Consider the following 21,158-nt stretch of genomic DNA (forward strand, 5'->3'; position numbering starts at 1 on the left):
CGGACCGACTCACAAGGAGGGAAAGGACATGACGGACAGTCCGGAACACGCACGGGGCGCTCTGCTGGAGCGGATCCTGGCCGGCTCCTGGGACCAGGTGCCCGCCTTCGCCCTGCTCCACCGTCCGGAGACGGGCCGGGCGGACACGGTCGACCTGCTCGTCGGCGAGGTGGCCGAGGTGGCCGCGCTGTCCGACATCCCGCTGCGGACGGACGGGGCGGACAAGGCGGCGGGGACCGGCAGGGTCGAGCACGAGGTGCTGGCGCTGATCCCCTACCGGCAGATCGCCGAGCGCGGCTTCGCGGCCACGGACGACGGCTCGCCGCTGCTGGCCCTGTCCGTGCACGCGCAGGAGACGCTCCCGCTGCCCTGGCTGCTGGACCACCTGCCGCAGGCGCAGATCGCGCTCTCCGGCGGCGACTTCGACGTGGCCGACACCGACTACGCCGAGACCGTCCGGCAGATCATCCGCGAGGAGATCGGCCGGGGCGAGGGCGCCAACTTCGTGATCCGGCGCTCGTTCGTCGCCGACATCACCAACTGGTCGGTCGCGGCGGCCCTCACGTTCTTCCGCCGACTGCTCGAACACGAGCGCGGCGCCTACTGGACCTTCGTGGTGCACACCGGTGACCGGACCTTCGTCGGCGCGACGCCGGAGCGGCACGTCAGCCTCGCCGAAGGCGTGGCCGTGATGAACCCGATCAGCGGCACCTACCGCTACCCGGTCACCGGACCGACCCTGTGGGGCGTGCTCTCCTTCCTCGCCGACCCGAAGGAGGCGGGTGAGCTCTACATGGTCGTCGACGAGGAGCTCAAGATGATGGCCCGGATCAGCCCCGCCGGGGTGCGCGTCCGGGGTCCGCACCTGATGCAGATGGCGCGGCTGGCCCACACCGAGTACTTCATCGAGGGTGAGACGACGCGCGACGTCCGCGACATCCTGCGCGAGACGCTGTTCGCCCCGACCGTCACCGGCAGCCCGCTCGAGAGCGCGGCCAAGGTGATCCGCCGTCACGAGCCGCAGGGCCGTGGCTACTACAGCGGAGTGATGGCGCTCATCGGCCGCGACGCCGAGGGCGGGCGCACCCTCGACTCGTCCATCCTGATCCGGACGGCCGACATCGACGCCACCGGCCGGGTCCGCATCGGCGTCGGCGCGACGCTGGTGCGCGACTCGGATCCGGACTCGGAGGTGGCCGAGACGCGGGCCAAGGCGGCCGGGCTGCTCGCCGCCCTCCGGGGCGGCGGCGCGTACCTCGAGGCACCCGGGCTGCCGACGGAGGCGGAGCGCGCCGCGGCGCAGGCCCCGGATCTGTCCGAACACCCCGAGGTGCTGCGGGCGTTGGCGGCGCGGAACGACGCGCTCGCACCGTTCTGGCTGGAGTCCGCCCAGGAGCGCCGGCGTCCGCTGCCGCTGCTGGAGGGCCGGCGGGTGCTGATCGTCGACGCCGAGGACACGTTCACGGCGATGTGGGACCAGCAACTGCGGTCGCTCGGGCTCGACGTGACGGTCCGGCGCTTCGACGAGGAGTACTGGCCCAACGGCTACGACCTGGTGGTGCTGGGCCCGGGTCCGGGTGACCCGCAGGAGCTGGACCACCCCAAGATCGCGCACCTGCGGGGCGTCACGCGCCGGCTGCTGAGGACCGGGACGCCGTTCCTGTCGGTCTGCCTCAGCCACCAGGTGCTCTGCACCGTGCTCGGCTTCGACCTGGTCCGCCGCGAGCGGCCCAACCAGGGCGTGCAGAAGAAGATCGATCTCTTCGGCCGCACCCAGCTCGTCGGCTTCTACAACACCTTCGCCGGGCGCAGCGACGCCGACGTGGTGGAGACGGACGGCCCGGCGGGCACCGTCCGGGTGTGCCGCGACCCGGAGACCGGGCAGATCCACGCGCTGCGCGGAGAGGGATTCCGCTCCGTGCAGTTCCACCCCGAATCGGTGCTGAGCCAGGACGGCCTGAGCATCATCACCGACATGCTGACCTGTCTCCTGGGTGGCTGACCTCCCCGCAGCCGCCCCCCGCGGGCGCGGACCGTTCTCCCCAGCCGGTCCGCGCCCGCCCGTTCAGGACGTTCCGCTCAGGACGCCGCGGTTCAGGACGCCGGTCGCGCGGCGGTCCTGGCGGCCACCCGGGACGAGCCGCCGGGGTCGAGCGTCAGCAACCGCTCCGGGGTCACCAGGCCGGGCAGCAGCAGCTTCCACCACGCGGTGATGCGCTCCAGCAGGTCGGCCCGGCCGGCCAGCACCTGCGAGGTGAGCTGGATTCCGGTGAACGACGCGGTGACGACCGCCGCCGCCTGGTCCAGGTCCAGGCCGGGGAGCAGGTCGCCGGCCTCCTCGGCACGCTGCAGCAGCTGTCGGGCCATGTCGATGAAGACCCGCCAGGGCTCCACGTCCGGCGCCTCGAAGGCGCCGTGCTCGATGACGAGGCGGACCGTGGCCCGGATGAAGGGATCGTCCAGCAGCGCCCGCGCGTAGGCCACGCTGACGTCGATCACCGCCTGGAACCCCGGCGCCGACCAGTCCACCTGCTCGGCCCAGGTCGACTGCTCCGCAATGACGGCGTGGGCCAACTCCTCCTTGGAGGCGAAGTGGAAGTACACCGCCCCCTTGGTCAGCCCCGCGACCGAGAGGATCTCCGACATCGTCGCGGCCGCGAAGCCGCGCCGGTCGAACACCTCGGCCGCTGCGCGAAGCACCTCCTGACGAGTGCGGACTGCCCGCTCCTGCCTGGCCATTGATCGCCCCATGTTCCCTGTCGTGCCCCTGGAAAAAAACCGACCGGGTGGTACTCTACCCTGGCTCACGTTGAATTGGTGCGCGATGCGAGTGACGCCGAGGTCAGGGAGAACCTACGGCGAGGCACTGCTCTTCACCGGCTGGTTTCTTCCCGGCCACCGAACGCATCCCGGGCCGTCCGACGGCCCGGACAACACTGCTTCTGGGGGAAAAATGAGCACATTGCTAGACAGCCCCTTGCGCCCAACCCCGGTCCAGCTCGTCGAGGACGGCCCGGACCCGGACCTCCACCAGCAAACCGTGCCCCGGCGGCTGGTTCACCGCGCCTCCGTGTCGGAGGTGCTCATCACCGGCTGGCGCCGGGTCGGGGCCGACCGGTTCCTGGTCGGCGCCCAGTGGCCGCGCGGCCACAGCTTCTACGCCCCGGTCGAGGAGGTGCACGACCCGCTGATCGTCGCGGAGACCCTGCGCCAGGCGGCCCTCCTCCTCTCGCACGTGGCCTACGAGATCCCGCTGGACCACGCGTTCCTGATGCAGGACATGTCCTTCCAGGTCGACCCCGGCAAACTGGGCGTCGGCGCGGGACCGACCGACGTGACGATCGGCATCACCGGCCGCGACATCCGCCGCCGCCGCTCGGTCGTCTCCGCCATGCGCTACGACTTCGCCTTCTACCGGGGACACGAGCACGTGGGCGGCGGGGGCGGCGCCTTCGAGAGCGTCTCCCCCCAGGCCTACGCCCGGCTGCGCGGCGACGCCTTCGAACGGCACGTCATGAGCGCGCCCCTGCAGTACGACGGACGGCTCGGCCACCGGGTCCGGGACTCCGTCCTGGCGCCCACGGCCACCCGGTACCGCTGGGTGATCGAGGCCGACCGCCGGCACCCGGTGCTCTTCGACCACCCCGTCGACCACCTGCCCGGCATGGTGCTGGTGGAGGCGATGCGTCAGGCGGCGAAGGTCGTCACCGGCCGCCGGCTCGACGGCCCCTTCGGCCTCGACGTCTCCTTCGCCAAGTACGCAGAGCTCGACCGGCCCGTCTTCGTCCAGGCCACCCCCGGGCAGCCGCGCGAGAACGGCGACCGCGTGGTGCGCGTCGAGGTCGAGCAGGACGGCGAGACCGTCGCCCAAGGCGTGCTGGACATCCGGGCGCTGCCCGGAGCGGCCGAGCCAAGAGGCCAGGAGCGATGAGCTCCCGGATCCTGCTGACGGGCGGCTCCGGTTTCGTGGGCAGCCATGTGTTAGGCCTTCTGCAAGCGGGCGGCGACCGGGTACGGGTCCTGCGCCACCGGCGCGGACTCCCCGGTGCCGCTCGCACCGGCCTCTTAGAGGTCGTCACCGGCGACCTTCGTGACGCCGGCTCCCTGCACGGCGTCTGCGACGGTGTCGGCACCGTGCTCCACCTCGCCGTCCAGATCGGCGGGGCCCCGGAAACCTGCCGGCAGGTCAACGAGTTGGGCACCGCCGCACTGCTGGCGGAGGCCCGGCGCGCGGGGGTGCGGCGGTTCGTGGCGCTCAGCACCACGGCGGTGTACCGGGACGGCGTCCACCGCGGCGCCGGCGAAAACCTGCTCCCCCTCGACCCCCACTCGGCCACCAGCAGGACCCGACTGGCCGCCGAGCGACGGGTGGTGGCGGCGGACGGGATCGTGCTCCGCCCCCACCTGGTCTACGGGACAGGCGACCGCTGGGTGATCCCCGCGCTCGTCGAGCTCCTGAGCCACGTCCCGCGCTGGGTCGGCGGCGGCCGGGCCCGCGTCTCGGTGATCGCCGTGGAGGACCTGGCCCGCCACCTGGTGGCTCTGGCCCGAACTCCCTGGGATCCGACGCCCGGTGGCGAGATCTACCACGCCTGCGAGCCCGAACCCGTCCGGATCCGGTATCTGGCGAGGCTGGTGGCGGCGGAGTTGGGCCTCGCGCTGCCGGCGGGGGAGATCACGGCGGCCGACGCGCTCGCCCTGCTGCCGGACGACGAGGCCGAGTTGTGGCAGCGGCGGCTCAGTCTGCTCGGCGTGGACCACTGGTACGACGGCAGGCGGCTGTGGCAGCGGACCGGCGTGCCGCCGAGCCCGGCCACGGCCGAACGGTTCAACCGGCACGCGGCTTGGTACCGAGGGCAGTTGGGATGTTCGGGCGCGGTGCCGCAGCGCGCCGGGCCCGCGGTTCAGCCGCCCCTGGAGGGTCGGCTGGGCTCGGCGGCGTGAGCCGCCCGCGCAAGCCGGCCCTGGCCGGGCAGCAGCGACGCGACACCGCTGCTGCCCGGCCTTCCGTGTGCCTGGAGGTCGGACACCCGCTCGGCGGGGACCAGCGCGGGCAGGACGGCCTGCCAGACCTGCTCCAGGCGACGCCCGCTGAGCCAGACCCGGTCCTGTCGGGCGAGGACCTCGAAGCCGGTGGTGGCGCCCGCGAGCACCGACGCCACCTCGTCGACCGGTACGCCGGGCCGCAGTTCGCCGGCGGCGGCGGCCAGGGCCAGCTGCCGGTGGACCAGCCGCGCCCAGGCCGGACGGGGCGAGCGGCTCCACACCTCGTCCGACGCCGTACCGGACTGCGTCTCAACGAGGAGCGACGCGCCCGGACGCCGCTCCTCGGTGAGACGCAGTCCGGCCCGGAAGACCAGGTCCTCGTCCAGCCGCCGGGCCAGCCCGTGACACAGGTCGATCAGGTACTGGACGGCCGGCCCGCCGGGCTGCCGCGCGGCGCGCACGACCTGGCGCAGGCGCTCCCGGGACTCGGCCATGACGGCGGCCGCGAGCTGCTCCTTCGAGTCGAAGTGGAAATAGAGCGCCCCCTTGGAGACCCCGGCGAGCTGCGTGATGACGACCAGGCTCGCGTCCGCGAACCCGACGTCGTCGAAGCAGGCCGCGGCCGCCTCCACGAGGAGCAGCCGGGTGCGCTCGGCCCGGTCTTGGCGATGGTGCGTCATCACTTCTCCCATGTATCGAGGCAACACCGCTGTGTAGCGAGGCCACATGGAGGCTGCCTTGAGACGGAGTGGAGGCGAGCATCAGTTTAACAAACCAACCAAGCGGTTTAAGGCAAGCGCTGGTGACGGGGACACCCGCAGGTCCCGGGGAACGACCAGGTCATATTCGAACTGACAGAGTATAGAAACCAGGCGGTCGGTTTTGTATCCTGCAAGGTGTCCGCAAGGTCGGCGACGCAGAAGGGGGATGGAAGACCATGGAGGGTGTCGTTGGGAGAGGCGCCGCTGAGCAGAGCTGGGGCGACGTCGCGGACGACTTCGTGACCGAGTTCTCCCAGCGCATGCTGGCCCCGCTGCGGCGACGGGACCAAAGGGCGAGGGGCGAGTGGTATATCTCCGGCCTGTTGTCGGTGCCGGGCCGCAAGTCCATGCGGGCGCTCGCGGTCGTCGCCGGCCACGGTGCGGCCGAGCAGAGTCTGCATCACTTCATCAGTGATTCCTCCTGGCGCTGGGAGCCGGTCCGGCAGACGCTCGCGCGTCACCTGGACCGAGTGCTGCTCCCCCAGGCCTGGGTGCTCGACTCGATCGCCATTCCGAAGGCCGGGGAGCACTCCGTCGGGGTCGAGGAGTCGTTCCGCAGCGCCCTGGGGCGCGTCGTCAAGAGCCAACAGGCGTACGGCGTGTGGCTGGCCACCGAGAACATGAGCGTGCCGGTCAACTGGCGCCTGGTGCTGCCGCCGGACTGGCTCACCGACGACGCGCGACGGCGACGGGCCAAGATCCCCGACGACGTCGCGCTCACCAGCAAGGAGGCCAGCGCGGTCGACGCGGCCGTCGAGATCACCGGTGCCGAGTGGGGACTGCGCCGGCGACCCGTCGTGATGGACGCCCGCGAGGCCAACGTCCCGGCCTTGGTGCAGGAGTTCAACCGGCACCAGATCCCGTTCGTGCTGCGCGTCGACGGCGGCACCCGCCTGGTCGGCTACGACCCGAGCCTGCCGGGACGCGGCGAACGCCTTTTCCAGGCCCAGCAGTTGATCGAGTGGGCCAAGCGCTGGTCGCGCCCGGTGGGGTGGGTCGACCCGGACTACTCCATCACTCGCAGCATCTTGGTCAGCGGTACCAAGGCCGCGCTGCCGGGAACCCGCCGGCCCGGCCCGGACGGGGCGCCCCAGGACCTTCCCCTCGCCCTGGTCGGGGGCTGGTCCGGCACCCGCGGACGGCCGGTCGAGCTCTGGCTGTCCAACATGGCCGAGGTGCCGCCGGTGGCCCTGCTGCGCCTGGGCAAGCTCACCCGCCGGGTGGCCAAGGACTTCACCGAGATCAGCAGCAAGGTCGGCATGCGGGACTTCGAGGGCCGCTCCTTCGCCGGATGGCACCGGCACACGACGCTGTGCTGCGTGGCGCACGCGATCACCGTGCTCTCCTGCGCCCGGCGTCAGGGCCTGGAGGGCCCGGGCGAGCACAGCGCCTGAACCCGGCAGTGGAAACGACCGCGGCACCGCTCGTCGTACCGCCCGAACCGTCGGGCGGTGCGACGAGCGGTGCCGGCTCCGGCGGTCAGGCGGCGCGGCGGGCCAACTCCGCCTGGCCGGCCGCGCGCAGGACCTCGACCGACACGTCGCCGCGGCCCGTCATCAGCTCGACCTGGCGCACCGCCTGGTGCACCAGCAGCGCGAGGCCGTCCACGACCGTGCTGCCCGCGAACCCGGCCGCCTTGACCAGACGCGTCGGCCAGGCACCGTAGGCCACGTCGAAGACGGCGGCGCCGGAGTACATCACCGCGGCGGCGTACCGGTCCGCGTCCTTCGCCGGGAGGGTGGAGATCACCAGCCGGGTGCCGGGGAGCAGCCGGTCGAGCTCGCGGAAGGTGCGCACCTCCACGGCGACCCCGAGCCGCCCCGCCGCGGTGTCCGCCTCCGAGGCCCGGCCCCGCTCCCGCACCACCAGGGTGCTCTCGCGCACGCCCAACTCCCGCAGCGCGGCCAGCGCGGAGCAGGCGGTCGCACCGCCGCCCAGCACCACCGCGGGGCTCGGGGCCTCGACGCCCGCCTCCCGCAGGGCGGCCACCATCGCGGCGACGTCCGTGTTGTCGCCGAAGCTGCGGCCGTCGCGGAACACCACCGTGTTCGCGCCGCCGACGTCGAGCGCGAGATCCGAGACCTCGTCCAGCAACGGCAGCGCCGCGCGCTTGAGCGGCTCGGTCAGCGAGAGCCCGCCCCAGGACGGGTCCAGCGTGCCGAGCAGGGCCGCCAGCCCGAGCCCGTCGCACTCCACCGCCTCGTACGACCAGTCCAGACCGAGCGCGGCGTAGGCGGCCCGGTGCAGCGTCGGACAGAGCGAGTGCCGGACCGGCGAGCCCAGCACGGCCGCGCGCCGCGACACCGGCACCCCGCGCTCGGGCGTGAGGACCCCTCGGCCAGGACGTGGCTGCTCCAGGTTCATGGTCGGTGCTCCTTTCGCCGGAAAGACGGAACTCTCGGTACGGAACAGCTTAGACAGAACGTCACCACGGCGGCCCAACCAGTTCGCACAGCGTCATATCGGTGAGCGACCTGACACAGTTCCGCCGGCACTTCGTCGGGAGCCCCGCCCGACGGTCCGTCAAAGGTGATGAAGTGCAGGACGGTTGATTGCCGCTGGAGTCCGGCCGGAGTGACAGTCCTGGTGGGCGGTGTCGGGCCGGGCCCGAACAATCTGACACATCCGAATGGGAGTTGCTCACGTGACGAACGTCGCCGTCATCTACTACTCGTCCACCGGGAACACCCACAAGCTGGCCGTCGAAGCCGCCGAGGCCGCCGTCAAGGCCGACGCCGAGGTTCGTCTGCGCCGCGTGGCGGAGCTCGCCCCGGCGGAGGCCATCGCCGCCAAGCCCGGCTGGGCCGAACATCTGGCGGAGACCTCGGATGTCCCCGAGGCGAGCCTCGACGACCTGGACTGGGCCGACGTCCTGCTCTTCGGCACTCCCACCCGGTTCGGCCTGCCGTCCGCCCAGCTCAAGCAGTTCATCGACACCACCGGTGGTCTGTGGCACCAGGGCAAGCTGGTGAACAAGGTCGTCTCCTCGTTCACCTCCACCGGGACCACCCACGGCGGCCAGGAGAGCACCCTGCTGGCGCTCAACAACACCTTCTACCACTGGAGCGCCATCATCGTGGCCCCCGGCTACGCGGACCCGATCCAGTTCGCGCCGACCAACGGCAACCCCTACGGCACGAGCCACGTCTCGAGCCAGAGCGACTCGCCCGGTGAGGAGAACCTCAGCGCGATCGGTTACCAGACCCGTCGCGCGGTCGAGATCGCCACGGCGCTGAAAGTCGGTTTCGCGAACATCTGAACGACGTCGCGCCGAATTCCTCCACACCCGCAGGAGATTCCACCCACGGAATGCCCTGCGGCGTTCTGACGAAATTGCTCGACCGGCCTGAGCGACCAACTCCTGACGAAAGGACCGACATGGCACGGATACTGATCGCCGGTGGCGGGATCGGCGGGCTGGCCGCGGCACTGAGCGTCTCCCGGTCGGGGCACCACGTGGTGGTCCTGGAGAGCCGGGACACCTTCACCGAACTGGGCGCCGGCATCCAGCTGGCCCCGAACGCCTTCCACGCCCTCGACCGGCTCGGCGTCGGCGAGGAGGTGCGCCGCCGTGCCGTCCACATCGACGAACTGCGGTTCATGGACGGCACCACCGGCGAGCGCGTCGCGGTGATGCCGCTGACCGGCGCGTACCGCGCGCGGTTCGGCAACCCGTACACGGTGGTGCACCGGATCGACCTGTACGCGCCGCTGCTGGCAGCCTGTCAGGCCGAGGACGGGATCGAGCTGCGCACCGGCGCCCACGTGGAGCGCTACACCCAGGACCGCGCGGGCGTCACCGTCCGCCTGGCCTCGGGCGAGCAGGTGCACGGCGCCGCCCTGATCGGCGCCGACGGCATCAACTCCCGGGTGCGCCGCCAGCTCGTGGGCGACGGCCCGCCGAAGGTCTCCGGCCACACCATCTACCGCACCGTGGTGCCGATGGACCAGGTGCCCGCGGAGCTGCGCTGGAACACCGTGACGCTCTGGGCGGGACCCAAGTGGCACTTCGTCCACTACCCCATCGGCGGCGGAAGGTTCCTCAACCTCGCCGCCACCAGGGACGACGACGCCACCGTGGCGGTGACCGGGGTGCCGGTGGAGCGGGCGCACGTGCTGGGCGAGTTCCCGGGGCTCGGTGAAATCCCGCGCCGCCTGCTGGAACTGGGCCGGGAGTGGCGGTCCTGGGTGCTGTGCGACCGGGACCCGGTGCGGACCTGGTGCGACGGCCGGGTGGTGCTCCTCGGCGACGCCGCCCACCCGATGCTGCAGTACGCCGCGCAGGGCGCCTGCCAGGCGGTCGAGGACGCGGTGGTGCTCGGTGAGCTGATCGGCGCCGACGAGCCGGAGTTCGAGCAGCGCTTCGAGAAGTTCACCGCGGAACGCCGCGACCGGACCGACGCCACCCAGCTGCTGGCCCGGGAGATGGGCCGACAGCTCTACCACCCGGCCGGTGAGCGCGCCGTGGAACGCAACGCGATGCTGGCGGCGCTGTCCGCCGAGGAGATGTACGACAAGGTCGAGTGGCTGCACGGGACGCGCGTGGGCGCTGTCCCGGCCGCGCGATGACTCAGCCCTGAGAGGGGTTCACACCACCATGCAGTTCGGAATCTTCACCGTCGGCGACCTCACCCCGGAGCCCGGGTCGAAGACCCCGCCGACCGAGCAGGCACGCCTGAAGGCCACGGCTGCCATGGCCGTCCGCGCGGAGCAGGCCGGTCTCGACGTGTTCGCCACCGGCGAGCACCACAACCCGCCCTTCGTGAGCTCCTCGCCGACGACGCTGCTCGGCTACGTCGCGGCGCGCACCGAGCGGATCATCCTGTCCACCTCGACGACGCTGATCACCACCAACGACCCGGTGAAGATCGCCGAGGACTTCGCGGTGCTGCAGCACCTGGCGGACGGCCGGGTCGACCTGATGCTCGGGCGCGGCAACACCGGGCCGGTGTACCCGTGGTTCGGCAAGGACATCCGCCAGGGCATCCCGCTCGCGGTCGAGAACTACGCGCTGCTGCACCGGCTCTGGCGCGAGGAGAACGTCGACTGGCAGGGCCGCTTCCGCACGCCGCTGCAGGGGTTCACCTCGGTGCCCCGTCCACTGGACGGCGTGCCGCCCTTCGTCTGGCACGGCTCGATCCGCAGCCCCGAGATCGCCGAACAGGCGGCGTTCTACGGGGACGGCTTCTTCGCCAACCACATCTTCTGGCCGAAGGGGCACTTCCAGCGCCTGGTGGAGCTGTACCGCACCCGGTACGCCCACTACGGCCACGGCACCCCCGAGCAGGCCTACGTGGGGCTCGGCGGGCAGGTCTACCTGCACCGCAACTCGCAGGAGGCGGTGCGCCGCTACCGTCCCTACTTCGACAACTTCGGGATCTACCAGGGCGGTCCGCCGCTGGAGGAGGTCATGGAGGAGACCCCGCTGACGGTCGGCAGCCCGCAGCAGGTCATCGACAAGACCCTGAGCTTCGCCGAGACGTTCGGCGACTACCAGCGCCAGCTCTTCCTGGTGGACTCCGGCGGGATGTCGCTGTCCGAGGCGCTGGAGCAGATCGACCTCCTCGGCGAGGAGGTCCTGCCGGTGCTCCGCAAGGAGTTCGCGAACCGCCGCGCGGCCGGCGTGCCGGACGGTCCCACCCATGCGGCCCGCGCCGCCCAGGCGTCCGAGGGGGGCGTGCCCGCATGAGCGTCCAGCAGCGCGAGCGCAAGGAACACAAGCGGGCTCCCCTGCACTTCCGGACCCGGATCACCGCGGACGGCCGCGAGGGCCTGCCGGTCGAGGCGGGACGCTACCGGCTCGTCGTCAGCCTGGCCTGCCCCTGGGCCAACCGGCTGCTGATCGCCCGCCGCCTCTTCGGGCTGGAGCAGGCGATCCCCGTGGCCGTCACCGACCCGGTGCAGGAGATGATCGAGGGCGACTACCACTGGGTCTTCTCCGAGGCGAACGGCGACCCCGACGGACGAGACCGGGTCCTCGGCATCCACGCACTGCGCGAGGCCTACCTGGCCGCGGAGCCGGACTACACCGGCGGGGTCAGCGTCCCGGCCGTGGTGGACACCACCACCGGCCACCTGGTGAGCAACGACTTCCCCAACCTGACCCTGGACCTCGGCTCCGAGTGGCGGGCGCTGCACCGCCCCGGTGCGCCCGACCTCTACCCCGCGCACCTGCGCGAGGAGATCGACACCGTGGCCGAGGAGGTCTACCAGGAGGTCAACTGCGGGGTCTACCACGCCGGTTTCGCGCAGAGCCAGGAGGTCTACGACCGCGCGGTGACCAAGCTGTTCCGCCGGCTGGACCTGCTGGAGCAGCGCCTCAGCACCCGCCGCTACCTGGTCGGCGACCGGCTGACCGAGGCCGACGTCCGGCTGTGGGTCACGCTGATCCGCTTCGACCCGGTCTACCACGGCCACTTCAAGTGCAACATCCGCAAGCTCGCCGAGTACCCGGCGCTCTGGGGCTACACCCGGGACCTCTTCCAGACCCCGGGGTTCGGCGACACCATCGACTTCGAGCACATCCAGCGGCACTACTACGCCACCCACGACATGATCAACCCCACCCGGATCGTGGCCCACGGCCCGGACCCGGCGCTGCTGCTCACCCCGCACGGCCGCGAGGCGCTCGGCGGCAGCCCCTTCGGCCCGGACGCCACCGCGCCGGACCCGGTCTGACCGCGGCGCCGGTCCGCCCGCGAGAGCGCGGACCGGCCGACGTCCCGAACTGTGAGACTTGGGTTTCTTCGGCCCCGGACCTGCGGTGTCGTGCGTAAAGCCCAGGTCCGGCCGGGCTTTTTCCCGCCCCGCCCCGGCCCGGTCGCAGGATCTGCGCCCGGGCCGGCGGCAGCGAGGGGACGCGGCGAGGGGGCGTCCGTTTTGCGCAGTAGCGTCGGAGACCCGCGCCGTGCGCGAGGGCCCCGCGGCCCCGTGTGCTGCCAGACCCGCGTGCTGCCAGACTCGTGAGACAAGGATCCGCCGTGACGCGCCTGCCCGCCCCGTTCCCCGGCGCACTCGACGGACCCCGGATCGCCGGGCTCACCGAGCGGTACGGGACGCCGCTGTGGGCCTACGACGCCGCCACGATCCGCACCCAGATCGCCCGGCTGCGCCGGTTCGACACGATCCGGTACGCGCAGAAGGCGTCGTCCAACACCCACCTGCTGCGCCTGATGCGCGCCGAGGGCGTGCACGTGGACGCCGTGTCGCTCGGCGAGATCGAGCGCGCGCTCGTCGCCGGGTACGACGTGACCGGGGAGCACGAGCCCGTCGTCTTCACCGCGGACCTGCTGGACCGGGCCACCCTGCACCGCGTCGTCGAGCTGGGCGTGCCCGTCAACGCCGGGTCGCCGCAGATGCTGGAGCAGATCGGCGCGGCCTCGCCCGGCCACAAGGTGTGGATCCGGATCAACCCCGGCTTCGGACACGGGCACAGCCGCAAGACCAACACCGGCGGCGAGCACAGCAAGCACGGCATCTGGCACGAGCACCTCGCCGAGAGCCTGGAGATCGTCCGGCGCCGCGGGCTCGACCTGGTCGGCTTCCACATGCACATCGGCTCGGGCGTGGACTACGGCCACCTGGAAGCCGTCTGCGAGACCATGGTCAAGCAGGTGCGCCTGGCCGGTCAGGACGTGCGGGCGATCTCCGCGGGGGGCGGGCTCTCCGTCCCCTACGCGCCCGGCGATCCGGAGATCGACACCGACCGGTACTTCGACCTGTGGGACGCCGCCCGGCAGGAGCTGGTCGCCGAGCTGGGGCACCCGGTGCGCCTGGAGATCGAGCCCGGCCGCTTCCTGGTCGCCGGTTCGGGGGTGCTGGTCAGCGAGGTGCGCGCGGCCAAGCCCGTCGGCAGCAACGACTTCGTGCTGGTCGACGCCGGCTTCAACGACCTGATGCGGCCCGCGATGTACGGCGCGGAACACCGGGCGACGCTGCTCTCCCCGCAGGGCGAGCCGCGCACCGGCCATGTCCTGGACACCGTGCTGGCGGGCCCGCTGTGCGAGTCCGGCGACGTCTTCACCCAGGGCGCCGGCGGCGAGGTCCACGCCGTGCCGCTGCCGCAGCCGGAGATCGGCGACCTGCTCGTCTTCCACGACGCCGGCGCCTACGGCGCGAGCATGTCCTCGACCTACAACTCCCGTCCGCTGATCCCCGAGGTCCTCGTCGACGGCGCCACGACCCGGCTGATCCGCCGCCGGCAGACGGTCGCCGAGCTGCTCGCGCTGGAGGAGACCGGCGCGTGAGAGGTCCTGGTCGGGCCCGCCCCCTCGTACGGGCCCGACCAAGAGGAGGGGGCGGGGTCAGGGAACCAGCCGCCACTGCGGGTTCCGCGCGATCGCCGCGCACTGGGCCGGCGTCAGCACAGGCGTCGGCCGGGTCCTCGGGCCGGCCAGGTCCACGCTGTCGAGCGCGACGATCTGGATCCGCAGCTCGCCGTGCAGCAGCACGGCCCAGTTCTGGCCCGGCTTCTGGAACGTGACCAGCCAGTCCCCGTCGCTCAAATTCACCGCGCCCGGATACTGGTGCCGGAACTGGCCGAGCAGCGTCGACGCCGGGTCGCCCTCCGTCTCGGCCTGAGCGAACACGCTGCCCTTGCCCTGATTGTCCGTCAGCACCGTGGTGACGCCCATCATGACGTTGTGGGCCATCATCACGGGCGTCTTGGCGAAGCCGGCGGGGATGGACGCGGCCAGCACCGTGTTCACGCCGGGCACGTTCATCACGATCTTCGTCTGCTTCGGCACCGCCGCGAGGATCGGCTGCCACACCGGGGCGGTGGCGGCCGCCCGCAGTTGCGCCAAGGTCAGCGGCGGGTCCTGCCGGGTGGGCGGACCGGCGTTCGGGACGGTCGCGTTCACCGCCCGCAGGGAGAGCATGCCACCCGAGGGAAGGAACAGCTCCGCGTCCCACTGCCGGACGGGGTTCCGGAGGTCCATCAGGATCAGCTGCACCAGTCGCAGCACCCCGCCCCCCGGCAGGGCGACGCTGTGGCAGTGCTCGACCTGGGAGTCCGAGTCGCAGCCCTGGGGCATCCCCGAGCTGTCCGGCCCGTCCCAGCGGTCCGCGACGACGTCGACCCAGCCCGCACCGTGGCCGTCGTCGTAGATCAGGCCGGCGTTCGCCACGTACGCGCCGGTGCTGGGCACCCCTGGAGCGGCCTGGTTGCCCAGCCCCTCACCCTTGGCGGCGCTCACCCTGCCACCCGGCGGAAGCACGCTCTGCAGCGCGGCGACCATCCGCTGCGCGTCGACCTGTTGGACGGTCAGCTTCTGCTGCTGCTTGCCGTGGTGGCCGTGGTCCGCCGGGCCGGGCGACGCGGACAGCAGCCGCGGTACGGCGACACCCCCCGCGGCCAGCACGGCCAGGGCCAGCGCTCCCACCAGGCCGGCCCGGGACCGGCGCTTGCGGCGGACCCGGCCGACGAGGTGGTCGAGGTCCAGCGGCGGGGCGGCGGCCCGCTCGGCGGCGTGGTGGAGCGCGGAGGAGAGCTCCGGCCGGTCCGCCTCCGGCATGCCCGGCGTGTGCGACGTCTGCTGTGCGGTCACCGCGCGTTCCCCTCTCCCACCGTGCGGCCCGCGCCGACCCGTTGTTCGTCCGGCCCCGCCCCCGCGTCCGCCCAGGGCGGGTCCACGGCGCCCGACATCCGCGCGAGCGCCTCGCTCAGGTAGCGCTTGACCGCGCCCTGGCTGAGGCCGATCCGGTCGGCGACACCCGCCACCGGCAGGTCCTCGTAGTAGCGCAGCACCACGCAGGCGCGCTGGCGCGGCGACAGTGTGCCCAGCGCCTCGACCACGTCCAGGCGGCGCACCGCGCCCCCGCTGTGGTCGGGCGCGCTGTCGGGCGAGGACAGGCGCGGCAGCAGCCGGGTGAACCGTTCGCTGCGACGCCGCCGGTCCAGGAAGTCGTTGAGCATGGTCCGGCGCACATAGCCCTCCACGTCCCCCAGCGACCACGAGCGGCGCGGCCGGGCGAACACGCGGACCAGCGCCTCCTGGACGAGGTCCGCCCCCTCCGTCGCGTCGCCGCAGAGCAGATAGCCGTATCTGCTCAGCTCCGCGCCTCTGGCCCGCACCAGTTGTGCGAGCTGATCCGACCACTCGGTCACATGCGCCTCCTGCCGTCACCAAGTAACACGAACAGCTGTCGCGTTTCGTTGGGGGTGTCGGCGGGGGTTTCGGCGAAGGAGCAGCTCAGAGCGCTGCCAACCGGCGTCGCAGGTGGCCCTGTTCGGCGGGGTTGCGGGTGCGGGCGAGGGCGCGCCCCAGGGCGTCGGCCGCCTCGGGACGGCGGTCCAGGCGGATCAACAGGTCAGCGCGGAGCGCGTGCAGCAGGTAGTAGGCGTCCAACTGCGGGGCCAGCGCGTCGACTTCCGGCAGGGCCACGGCCGGACCCGCCACCTGCGCGAGGGCGACCGCGCGGTGGAGCGCGACCACCGGTGTGGGTGCCACGGCGAGGTGCTGGTCGTAGAGCCGCAGGATCTGCCCCCAGTCGGTCGCCTCGGCCGTCGGCGCGTCGCTGTGGACGGCGTTGACCGCGGCCTGGATCTGGTACGGCCCCGGCCGGTCACGGCGCAGGCAGCGGCGGACCAGCGCCTGGCCCTCGGCGATCAGCTCCGCGTCCCAGCGGCCTCGGTCCTGGTCGGCGAGGAGTACCAGCTCGCCCTCCGGCCCGAAGCGGGCAGGGCGACGGGACTGGATCAGCAGCATCAGAGCCAGCAGGCCCAGCGCCTCCGGCTCGTCCGGCATCAGCGCCGCCAGCAGCCGGCCGAGGCGGATCGCCTCCGTGCACAACTCCTCACGAGCGGGGTCGCCGTCGGCGCCCTCCGCGGAGAGGTAGCCCTCGTTGAAGATCAGGTAGATCACCGCGAGCACCGGGCGCAGCCGGTCGGGCAGGTCGGCCTCGGCGGGGACCCGGTAGGGGATGCGGGCATCGCGGATCTTGCCCTTGGCCCGCACCAGGCGCTGCGCCATCGTCGACTCGCTCACCAGGAACCCCCGGGCGATCTCGGCGGTGCCGAGGCCGCCGAGCAGGCGCAGCGTCAGGGCCACCTGGGCGGGTTCGGCCAGCGCCGGGTGGCAGCAGGTGAAGATCAGGCGCAGCCGGTCGTCGGGCACGGGATCCTCCTCCTCCGCGTCCGGGCCTTCGCTCCGCTCCGGCGCGTGCAGCAGGGCCGACTCGGCCTGCCGCGCCTCCCGGGTGGCCTCCCGGCGGGCCCGGTCGATGGCCTTGTGACGGGCCGTGGTGATGATCCAGCCGGCCGGGCTGGGCGGCAGCCCGGCCGTCGGCCACCGCTCGGCGGCCACCGTGAAGGCCTCCTGGACCGCGTCCTCGGCGAGGTCGATGTCACCGAGGACTCGGACCAGGACGGCCACGGCCCGCCCGTACTCCGCCCGGAAGACGCGCGCGATCTCCTCGGGCGCAACCATCGGGGTCAGCCCTCGACCTCGCCGTAGAACGGGCGCACCTCGATCGGCAGGCCGGTCACCTCCGAGTACCGGCGGCCCCAGGCGAGCGCGGCGTCCAGGTCCTCCACCGCGATGATGGTGACGCCGCCCAGGTACTCCTTGCCCTCGGTGAACGGCCCGTCGGTGACCAGCACCTCGCCGTCCTTGGGTCGCAGCACCGTCGCCGTGCTCGGATCGTGCAGTCCGTTGCCGAACACCCACGAGTTCGTCGACTCCAGCTCGGCCCTGATCCGGCCGAGTTCCGCCATCACCTTGGCCAGGAACTCCGCGTCCGGGATCGGGCCCTGCGGCTGGTACATGCTGAGCAGGTACTGCTTCTTCATGGTGGCGCCTCCCTTGAGCTTCTCTCACCGTCTCTCACCCTCTATACGAGCGGGGTGGGGCGGAATCGACAGCGGCGACGCGCGGATTCGGAACGTCAGTCCGTCCAGTGGCCGGGGCGGGTCAGCGCCTCGGGCAGGCGCGTGGCGGCGTCGCCGAGGGCCGCGCCCAGCTGGGCCTGGGTGAGGAAGAGCGCCCCGGTCAGGTCCGCGCCGCGCAGATCCGTGCCGCGCAGGTCCGCGCCGATGACGTCCGCCCCGCGCAGATCGGCGTCGCGCAGGTCCGCACCGATGAGGTAGGCGCCGCGCAGGTTCGCCCCGCGCAGGTCGGCCCGCCGCAGCTTGGCGCCGATCAGGTCCGCGCCCCGGTGGTTCCGCCGCCGGCCCGGCAGCCCAGCGCGGGCGAGCTCGCTCGCCTCCAGCAGCAGCTCGCTCACCCCGGCGCGCACCCCGGCCACGTCCAGCCCGGCGAGCGTCTCGGCGTCGCCGCGCGTCATCGCGTCCACGTCCTGCCGCGCGCGGCTCAGCCGCGGGGCCAGCGGTGCGGCGGCGGGGAGGTCGAGGGCCTCGTTCAGGTACCAGAGCAGTTCGTGCAGCTGCCGCATCACCGGGAACGCCGCGAACATCGCCGGCGCGGAGCCGGGCTCACGCCTCCAGTCGACGCCGCCGAAGGTCAGCTGGGAGACCTTCTGTCCCGCCCCGAAGCAGTCGAACACGGTGCAACCGGTGTAGCCGGAGTCCCGCAGCCGCGAGTGGATCCCGCACCGGAAGTCGTCCCGCAGGTTCCGGCACGGCGTCCCGCCGGCCTTGTCCTGCGCGAAGTCGGCGGACTTGGCGAAGGGCAGCGCCACGCAGCACAGGCCGAAGCAGCTGCCGCAGTCGGAGACGAGGGAGAGATCGGCGGGCATGCGCACCATTCTCTCAGGCCCGCTGCGGCAGCCCCCGCAGCCGGGCGCGGTACAGGGCCGCGACCGTGAAGGAGTCCGTGATCCGGCCGTCGCGGACCAGGTCCTCGGCCTCGTCGAAGCCGAGCACGACCGCGCGCCGGATCCCTTCCTCCTCCTCCAGCCGCCCCCAGGCGTCGATCCGCGCCGCGAACAACTCGACCCGCCCGCCGATCAGTCCGGTGTCCGCGTGCAGGGGACCGATCGGCAGCAGCTCGCGGACCTCCGCGCCCAGCTCCTCGCGCAGCTCGCGCGCCGCGCAGGCCGCCGAGGTCTCGCCCACCTCGCCCACGCCGCGCGGGGCCTCCAGATGCCAGGCGCGCGTGGCGTGCCGGTAGTGCTCGAGGAGCACCACCCGGGTCGGCCCCTCGCCCCCCAGCAGCGGCAGGACCACCGCGCCGGGCGTGCCCGCGTGCACGACGCGCAGGTAGCCGCCGAGCGCGCCGCCGGGGAACCGGACCGGGTCGCGGACCACGGTCACGAACCGGTCCGCGTAGACGACGCCGAAGCCGCCCGCCAGCGTCGCGACCGCCGCGGCGCCCTCGGGCCCGTGGAGGATCTCGATCCCGCCGGGGTCGTTGCGGAACAGCTCGGGGTGGTCCCTGCGCAGGGCCTCGTACGCGTCCGTCCCGGTCCGCGACTCCACGCAGGTCCCCTCTCGTCGGCAGGGCCGTCGCTCAGACGACGGCCACCTGCTGGTCGGCCATGCGCACCCCGAACTCCGGCGTCGGAGCCTGCGCCATGGATCGACCGTACGCCCCGAGCAGCTCCTCCCACTGCTTTCGCATGTTCTTCAGCCGGAAGGAGACGAGTGTGACGCTGTGGTCGAGGTTGTTCAGTCCGGCCTTGCGCCGGCCGTGCTCCTCCATCACCAGCCGGACCACCAGCACACCCGCCTTCGCGGCGACGTCGGCCGCCATCCCGTGCAGCGTGTGTCCGGCCGAGTCCAGGACCAGGACGAGCGAGCCGGGGCTCTCGATCACCAGGGAGGTGCCGAGGCGCTTCATGGCCCCCGCCATGTTCCGGTCCGGCGCGACCAGGCGCCGGGCGACGCGCAGCATCTTCGCGTGCTCGGTGGAGACCGCCCGGGCGTAGCCGCTCAGCAGGTCGGCGTCGGGCACGCCCTGCGGGCCGAAGGGCAGCCGCTCGATCCGCTTCAGCGCGTCCTGGTAGTCCTTCCACGCCTCCTCCTGGCGCAACCGGAGGAGCGTGGGCAGGCTCAGCGCACCGTAGGAGTTCGGGCCGTCGACCTGGCGCACCACCGTGTCCACGGCGATGCCGCGCAGCATCCTGCCCAGGGCCTCCAGGTCCGGTTCGTCGGCGGCGTCCTGCAGCGCGCTGCGCGGTGGGGAGGCGGGCGGCGTGAGCCCGACCAGATCGGCCACCTTGGGCAGCAGCATGTTGTACTGCAGGTCGACCAGCTGCTTGAGCGGCACGACGAACTGGCCCTCCCGCAGCCTGCGCTCGTGCACGCCGGTGTCGGGGACCGTGATGAAGCGGTTGTAGACGGCGTTGCGGGTGATCGGACCGTGGCTGTCGTCGTCGACCCAGTCCGCGAGGGTGGTCAGCACCCCGCGCTTGAACTCCTCCGCCTCGGAGCGGCCGATGCCGAGGTCCTTGGCCAGCTGGTGCGGCTCCATCTCCTTGAGCCCGAGCATGCCGTTGCCGAAGCCGCCGAACAGCTCCGCCACGCGTTCGGCGTTCCGCTCCCGGTCCCAGGAGAAGCGCACACAGCTCAGCTCCGGGAGCTCCGTCAGCAGGTTCCGCCAGGCGATCCGGACGTCGGCGGCGATGTCGAAGCCGGGGTCCTGCGCCGGATGCTCCTCGTGCAGCAGGAAGGGGACGATCACCTCCTGGCGCAGCAGCTCGACGAAGGCGCGGCGCTCCTCGTGCGGGGCGTCCGGCAGGAAGTGGCGGTAGACCGCCTCGTTGTTCAGCAGGTAGGCGCGGTTGACGATGAGGGTGTCGCCGTTGACGAGCGCGCGGTTGAACTCCGCCCCGACGACGGCCCTGCGCTCGCCGGCACCGGGCTGCCGACGCGAGGTGTCCAGCAGCGCGGGCGGCAGCCACTGGTTGTCGAGGGCCTGCGCGACCACGGGACCGCGGTCCCGCAGACCGTCGAAGTCCAGGCGTCTGCCGGTCCACTCCGGCAGGTCGTTCTCCACGCCCGCGCTGTTCATTGCGTCCCCTCCCCGACATGACCAACTGCGTTCGAACTCTTGCATGTTCAAGGGGAAGCCGGGCCGAGAACGGCGAAAGGCCCCGCTCCCGGCGCGGACCACCCTGCCATGGCGCCGGAAGCGGGACTCTCACACGGAGGGGGAGCGGCGATGGGGGGACTTCGCCACTCCCCCGCGGAGTTCCCCATCGGCGACGCGTTCGGGGGAGAGCGCGTCACCGATCCCACAGCGGGATCTCCGGATCCTCCCCCAGCCTTCGGCCGGGGGTGCCCCCAGCACCGGGCGGTTCCTGCCAGACCTGCTCGGTACGTCTTCCACTCTGCCGCCCGGCGCCGCTCCGCGCAGGCGGCGTTGGGCTCCTCGTGGGAGGACCTTGGTCCTTTTGCCTTGACGCAGCGCTCACACGGGCCGGGGGCAGCGGGTTAGGCTTCGCCCGTACGGGTGAGAGTCCGCACGGGTGAATGACCGTCAACCGGACGACCCGTCAGCGGCAGGGACG

19 protein-coding genes are annotated in these 21,158 nt (G+C 72.5%); 9 read left to right on the forward strand and 10 right to left on the reverse strand.

Going from position 1 to position 21,158, the window contains the following annotated elements; translation table 11 throughout:
• The first annotated feature begins 28 nt into the window (after positions 1-28).
• The gene (locus DN069_RS24440) at positions 29-2,002 is read left to right on the forward strand and encodes an anthranilate synthase family protein (RefSeq protein WP_111504293.1); all 1,974 of its coding nucleotides are present in this window, start codon (positions 29-31) and stop codon (positions 2,000-2,002) included.
• A gap of 92 nt (positions 2,003-2,094) precedes the next feature.
• On the opposite strand, the gene DN069_RS24445 is transcribed toward DN069_RS24440, so the two are convergent.
• Positions 2,095-2,751 (reverse strand): ScbR family autoregulator-binding transcription factor, encoded by a 657-nt coding sequence (locus tag DN069_RS24445; protein WP_111504295.1) that lies wholly within the window; start codon positions 2,749-2,751, stop codon positions 2,095-2,097.
• Between the two features lie 202 nt (positions 2,752-2,953).
• Between DN069_RS24445 and DN069_RS24450 the strand changes: the two genes are divergently transcribed.
• Both DN069_RS24450 and DN069_RS24455 read left to right on the forward strand, forming a co-directional pair.
• Complete coding sequence (locus DN069_RS24450; RefSeq protein ID WP_279387929.1) at positions 2,954-3,931, forward strand: ScbA/BarX family gamma-butyrolactone biosynthesis protein; 978 nt, start codon at positions 2,954-2,956, stop codon at positions 3,929-3,931.
• A complete protein-coding gene (locus DN069_RS24455) occupies positions 3,928-4,944 on the forward strand; it encodes an NAD-dependent epimerase/dehydratase family protein (RefSeq protein WP_111504299.1) in 1,017 nt (338 codons plus the stop codon). The genes DN069_RS24450 and DN069_RS24455 overlap by 4 nt, the downstream gene beginning before the upstream one ends.
• Here the strand turns inward: DN069_RS24455 and DN069_RS24460 are convergent.
• Entirely contained in the window at positions 4,905-5,666 is a 762-nt protein-coding gene (locus DN069_RS24460; RefSeq protein ID WP_165845624.1) for a ScbR family autoregulator-binding transcription factor, read from the reverse strand. The two genes, DN069_RS24455 and DN069_RS24460, sit on opposite strands and share 40 nt — an antisense overlap.
• 257 nt (positions 5,667-5,923) lie before the next feature.
• On the opposite strand from DN069_RS24460, the gene DN069_RS24465 reads away from it, so the two are divergent.
• Entirely contained in the window at positions 5,924-7,141 is a 1,218-nt protein-coding gene (locus tag DN069_RS24465; RefSeq protein WP_111504303.1) for an IS701 family transposase, read from the forward strand.
• Positions 7,142-7,226: 85 nt separating this feature from the next.
• Here DN069_RS24465 and DN069_RS24470 read toward each other — a convergent pair whose 3' ends face one another.
• Positions 7,227-8,111, reverse strand: coding sequence for a shikimate dehydrogenase (locus tag DN069_RS24470; protein ID WP_111504305.1), 885 nt, complete (start codon positions 8,109-8,111; stop codon positions 7,227-7,229).
• A gap of 280 nt (positions 8,112-8,391) precedes the next feature.
• Here DN069_RS24470 and wrbA point away from each other — a divergent pair, with 280 nt between their 5' ends.
• From wrbA to lysA, 5 genes are all read left to right on the forward strand, one after another.
• Positions 8,392-9,006 carry an NAD(P)H:quinone oxidoreductase gene (wrbA, locus tag DN069_RS24475; RefSeq protein ID WP_111504307.1) on the forward strand — a complete coding sequence of 205 codons (615 nt, stop codon included), beginning with the start codon at positions 8,392-8,394 and terminating at the stop codon, positions 9,004-9,006.
• 119 nt (positions 9,007-9,125) lie between these two features.
• Positions 9,126-10,316, forward strand: a complete 1,191-nt coding sequence (locus DN069_RS24480) for a 3-hydroxybenzoate 6-monooxygenase (protein WP_111504309.1) — start codon at positions 9,126-9,128, stop codon at positions 10,314-10,316.
• Between the two features lie 28 nt (positions 10,317-10,344).
• Complete coding sequence (locus DN069_RS24485; protein ID WP_111504311.1) at positions 10,345-11,436, forward strand: CE1758 family FMN-dependent luciferase-like monooxygenase; 1,092 nt, start codon at positions 10,345-10,347, stop codon at positions 11,434-11,436.
• On the forward strand, positions 11,433-12,425 hold the full coding sequence (locus DN069_RS24490; RefSeq protein WP_111504313.1) for a glutathione S-transferase family protein: 993 nt from the start codon (positions 11,433-11,435) through the stop codon (positions 12,423-12,425). Before DN069_RS24485 ends, DN069_RS24490 begins: the two co-directional genes overlap by 4 nt.
• A gap of 302 nt (positions 12,426-12,727) precedes the next feature.
• Positions 12,728-13,993 carry a diaminopimelate decarboxylase gene (lysA, locus tag DN069_RS24495; protein WP_165845625.1) on the forward strand — a complete coding sequence of 422 codons (1,266 nt, stop codon included), beginning with the start codon at positions 12,728-12,730 and terminating at the stop codon, positions 13,991-13,993.
• A gap of 57 nt (positions 13,994-14,050) precedes the next feature.
• Here lysA and DN069_RS24500 read toward each other — a convergent pair whose 3' ends face one another.
• From DN069_RS24500 to DN069_RS24530, 7 genes are all read right to left on the reverse strand, one after another.
• Positions 14,051-15,295, reverse strand: coding sequence for a hypothetical protein (locus DN069_RS24500; RefSeq protein ID WP_111504317.1), 1,245 nt, complete (start codon positions 15,293-15,295; stop codon positions 14,051-14,053).
• Positions 15,292-15,855, reverse strand: a complete 564-nt coding sequence (locus tag DN069_RS24505) for a sigma-70 family RNA polymerase sigma factor (RefSeq protein WP_111504319.1) — start codon at positions 15,853-15,855, stop codon at positions 15,292-15,294. Before DN069_RS24505 ends, DN069_RS24500 begins: the two co-directional genes overlap by 4 nt.
• Before the next feature lie 85 nt (positions 15,856-15,940).
• Positions 15,941-17,176: an RNA polymerase sigma factor gene (locus DN069_RS24510; protein WP_111504321.1), complete on the reverse strand. Its 1,236-nt coding sequence runs from the start codon at positions 17,174-17,176 to the stop codon at positions 15,941-15,943.
• Between the two features lie 5 nt (positions 17,177-17,181).
• Positions 17,182-17,538: a YciI family protein gene (locus DN069_RS24515; RefSeq protein ID WP_111504323.1), complete on the reverse strand. Its 357-nt coding sequence runs from the start codon at positions 17,536-17,538 to the stop codon at positions 17,182-17,184.
• Positions 17,539-17,633: 95 nt separating this feature from the next.
• The gene (locus DN069_RS24520) at positions 17,634-18,443 is read right to left on the reverse strand and encodes a pentapeptide repeat-containing protein (RefSeq protein WP_243639672.1); all 810 of its coding nucleotides are present in this window, start codon (positions 18,441-18,443) and stop codon (positions 17,634-17,636) included.
• 13 nt (positions 18,444-18,456) lie between these two features.
• The gene (locus tag DN069_RS24525) at positions 18,457-19,125 is read right to left on the reverse strand and encodes an NUDIX hydrolase (RefSeq protein ID WP_111504327.1); all 669 of its coding nucleotides are present in this window, start codon (positions 19,123-19,125) and stop codon (positions 18,457-18,459) included.
• A gap of 31 nt (positions 19,126-19,156) precedes the next feature.
• The gene (locus DN069_RS24530) at positions 19,157-20,659 is read right to left on the reverse strand and encodes a hypothetical protein (RefSeq protein WP_111504329.1); all 1,503 of its coding nucleotides are present in this window, start codon (positions 20,657-20,659) and stop codon (positions 19,157-19,159) included.
• Positions 20,660-21,158 lie beyond the last annotated feature (499 nt).

This window comes from Streptacidiphilus pinicola, assembly GCF_003258295.1.
In the GTDB taxonomy this organism is placed as follows: domain Bacteria; phylum Actinomycetota; class Actinomycetes; order Streptomycetales; family Streptomycetaceae; genus Streptacidiphilus; species Streptacidiphilus pinicola.

Bases quoted from the DNA above. Each gene is read 5' to 3' on its own strand.
- DN069_RS24440 (WP_111504293.1), top strand. From the start codon at position 29: ATGACGGACAGTCCGGAACACGCACGGGGCGCTCTGCTGGAGCGGATC.
- DN069_RS24445 (WP_111504295.1), bottom strand. From the start codon at position 2,751: ATGGGGCGATCAATGGCCAGGCAGGAGCGGGCAGTCCGCACTCGTCAG.
- DN069_RS24450 (WP_279387929.1), top strand. From the start codon at position 2,954: ATGAGCACATTGCTAGACAGCCCCTTGCGCCCAACCCCGGTCCAGCTC.
- DN069_RS24455 (WP_111504299.1), top strand. From the start codon at position 3,928: ATGAGCTCCCGGATCCTGCTGACGGGCGGCTCCGGTTTCGTGGGCAGC.
- DN069_RS24460 (WP_165845624.1), bottom strand. From the start codon at position 5,666: ATGACGCACCATCGCCAAGACCGGGCCGAGCGCACCCGGCTGCTCCTC.
- DN069_RS24465 (WP_111504303.1), top strand. From the start codon at position 5,924: ATGGAGGGTGTCGTTGGGAGAGGCGCCGCTGAGCAGAGCTGGGGCGAC.
- DN069_RS24470 (WP_111504305.1), bottom strand. From the start codon at position 8,111: ATGAACCTGGAGCAGCCACGTCCTGGCCGAGGGGTCCTCACGCCCGAG.
- DN069_RS24480 (WP_111504309.1), top strand. From the start codon at position 9,126: ATGGCACGGATACTGATCGCCGGTGGCGGGATCGGCGGGCTGGCCGCG.
- DN069_RS24485 (WP_111504311.1), top strand. From the start codon at position 10,345: ATGCAGTTCGGAATCTTCACCGTCGGCGACCTCACCCCGGAGCCCGGG.
- DN069_RS24490 (WP_111504313.1), top strand. From the start codon at position 11,433: ATGAGCGTCCAGCAGCGCGAGCGCAAGGAACACAAGCGGGCTCCCCTG.
- DN069_RS24510 (WP_111504321.1), bottom strand. From the start codon at position 17,176: ATGGTTGCGCCCGAGGAGATCGCGCGCGTCTTCCGGGCGGAGTACGGG.
- DN069_RS24515 (WP_111504323.1), bottom strand. From the start codon at position 17,538: ATGAAGAAGCAGTACCTGCTCAGCATGTACCAGCCGCAGGGCCCGATC.
- DN069_RS24520 (WP_243639672.1), bottom strand. From the start codon at position 18,443: ATGCCCGCCGATCTCTCCCTCGTCTCCGACTGCGGCAGCTGCTTCGGC.
- DN069_RS24530 (WP_111504329.1), bottom strand. From the start codon at position 20,659: ATGAACAGCGCGGGCGTGGAGAACGACCTGCCGGAGTGGACCGGCAGA.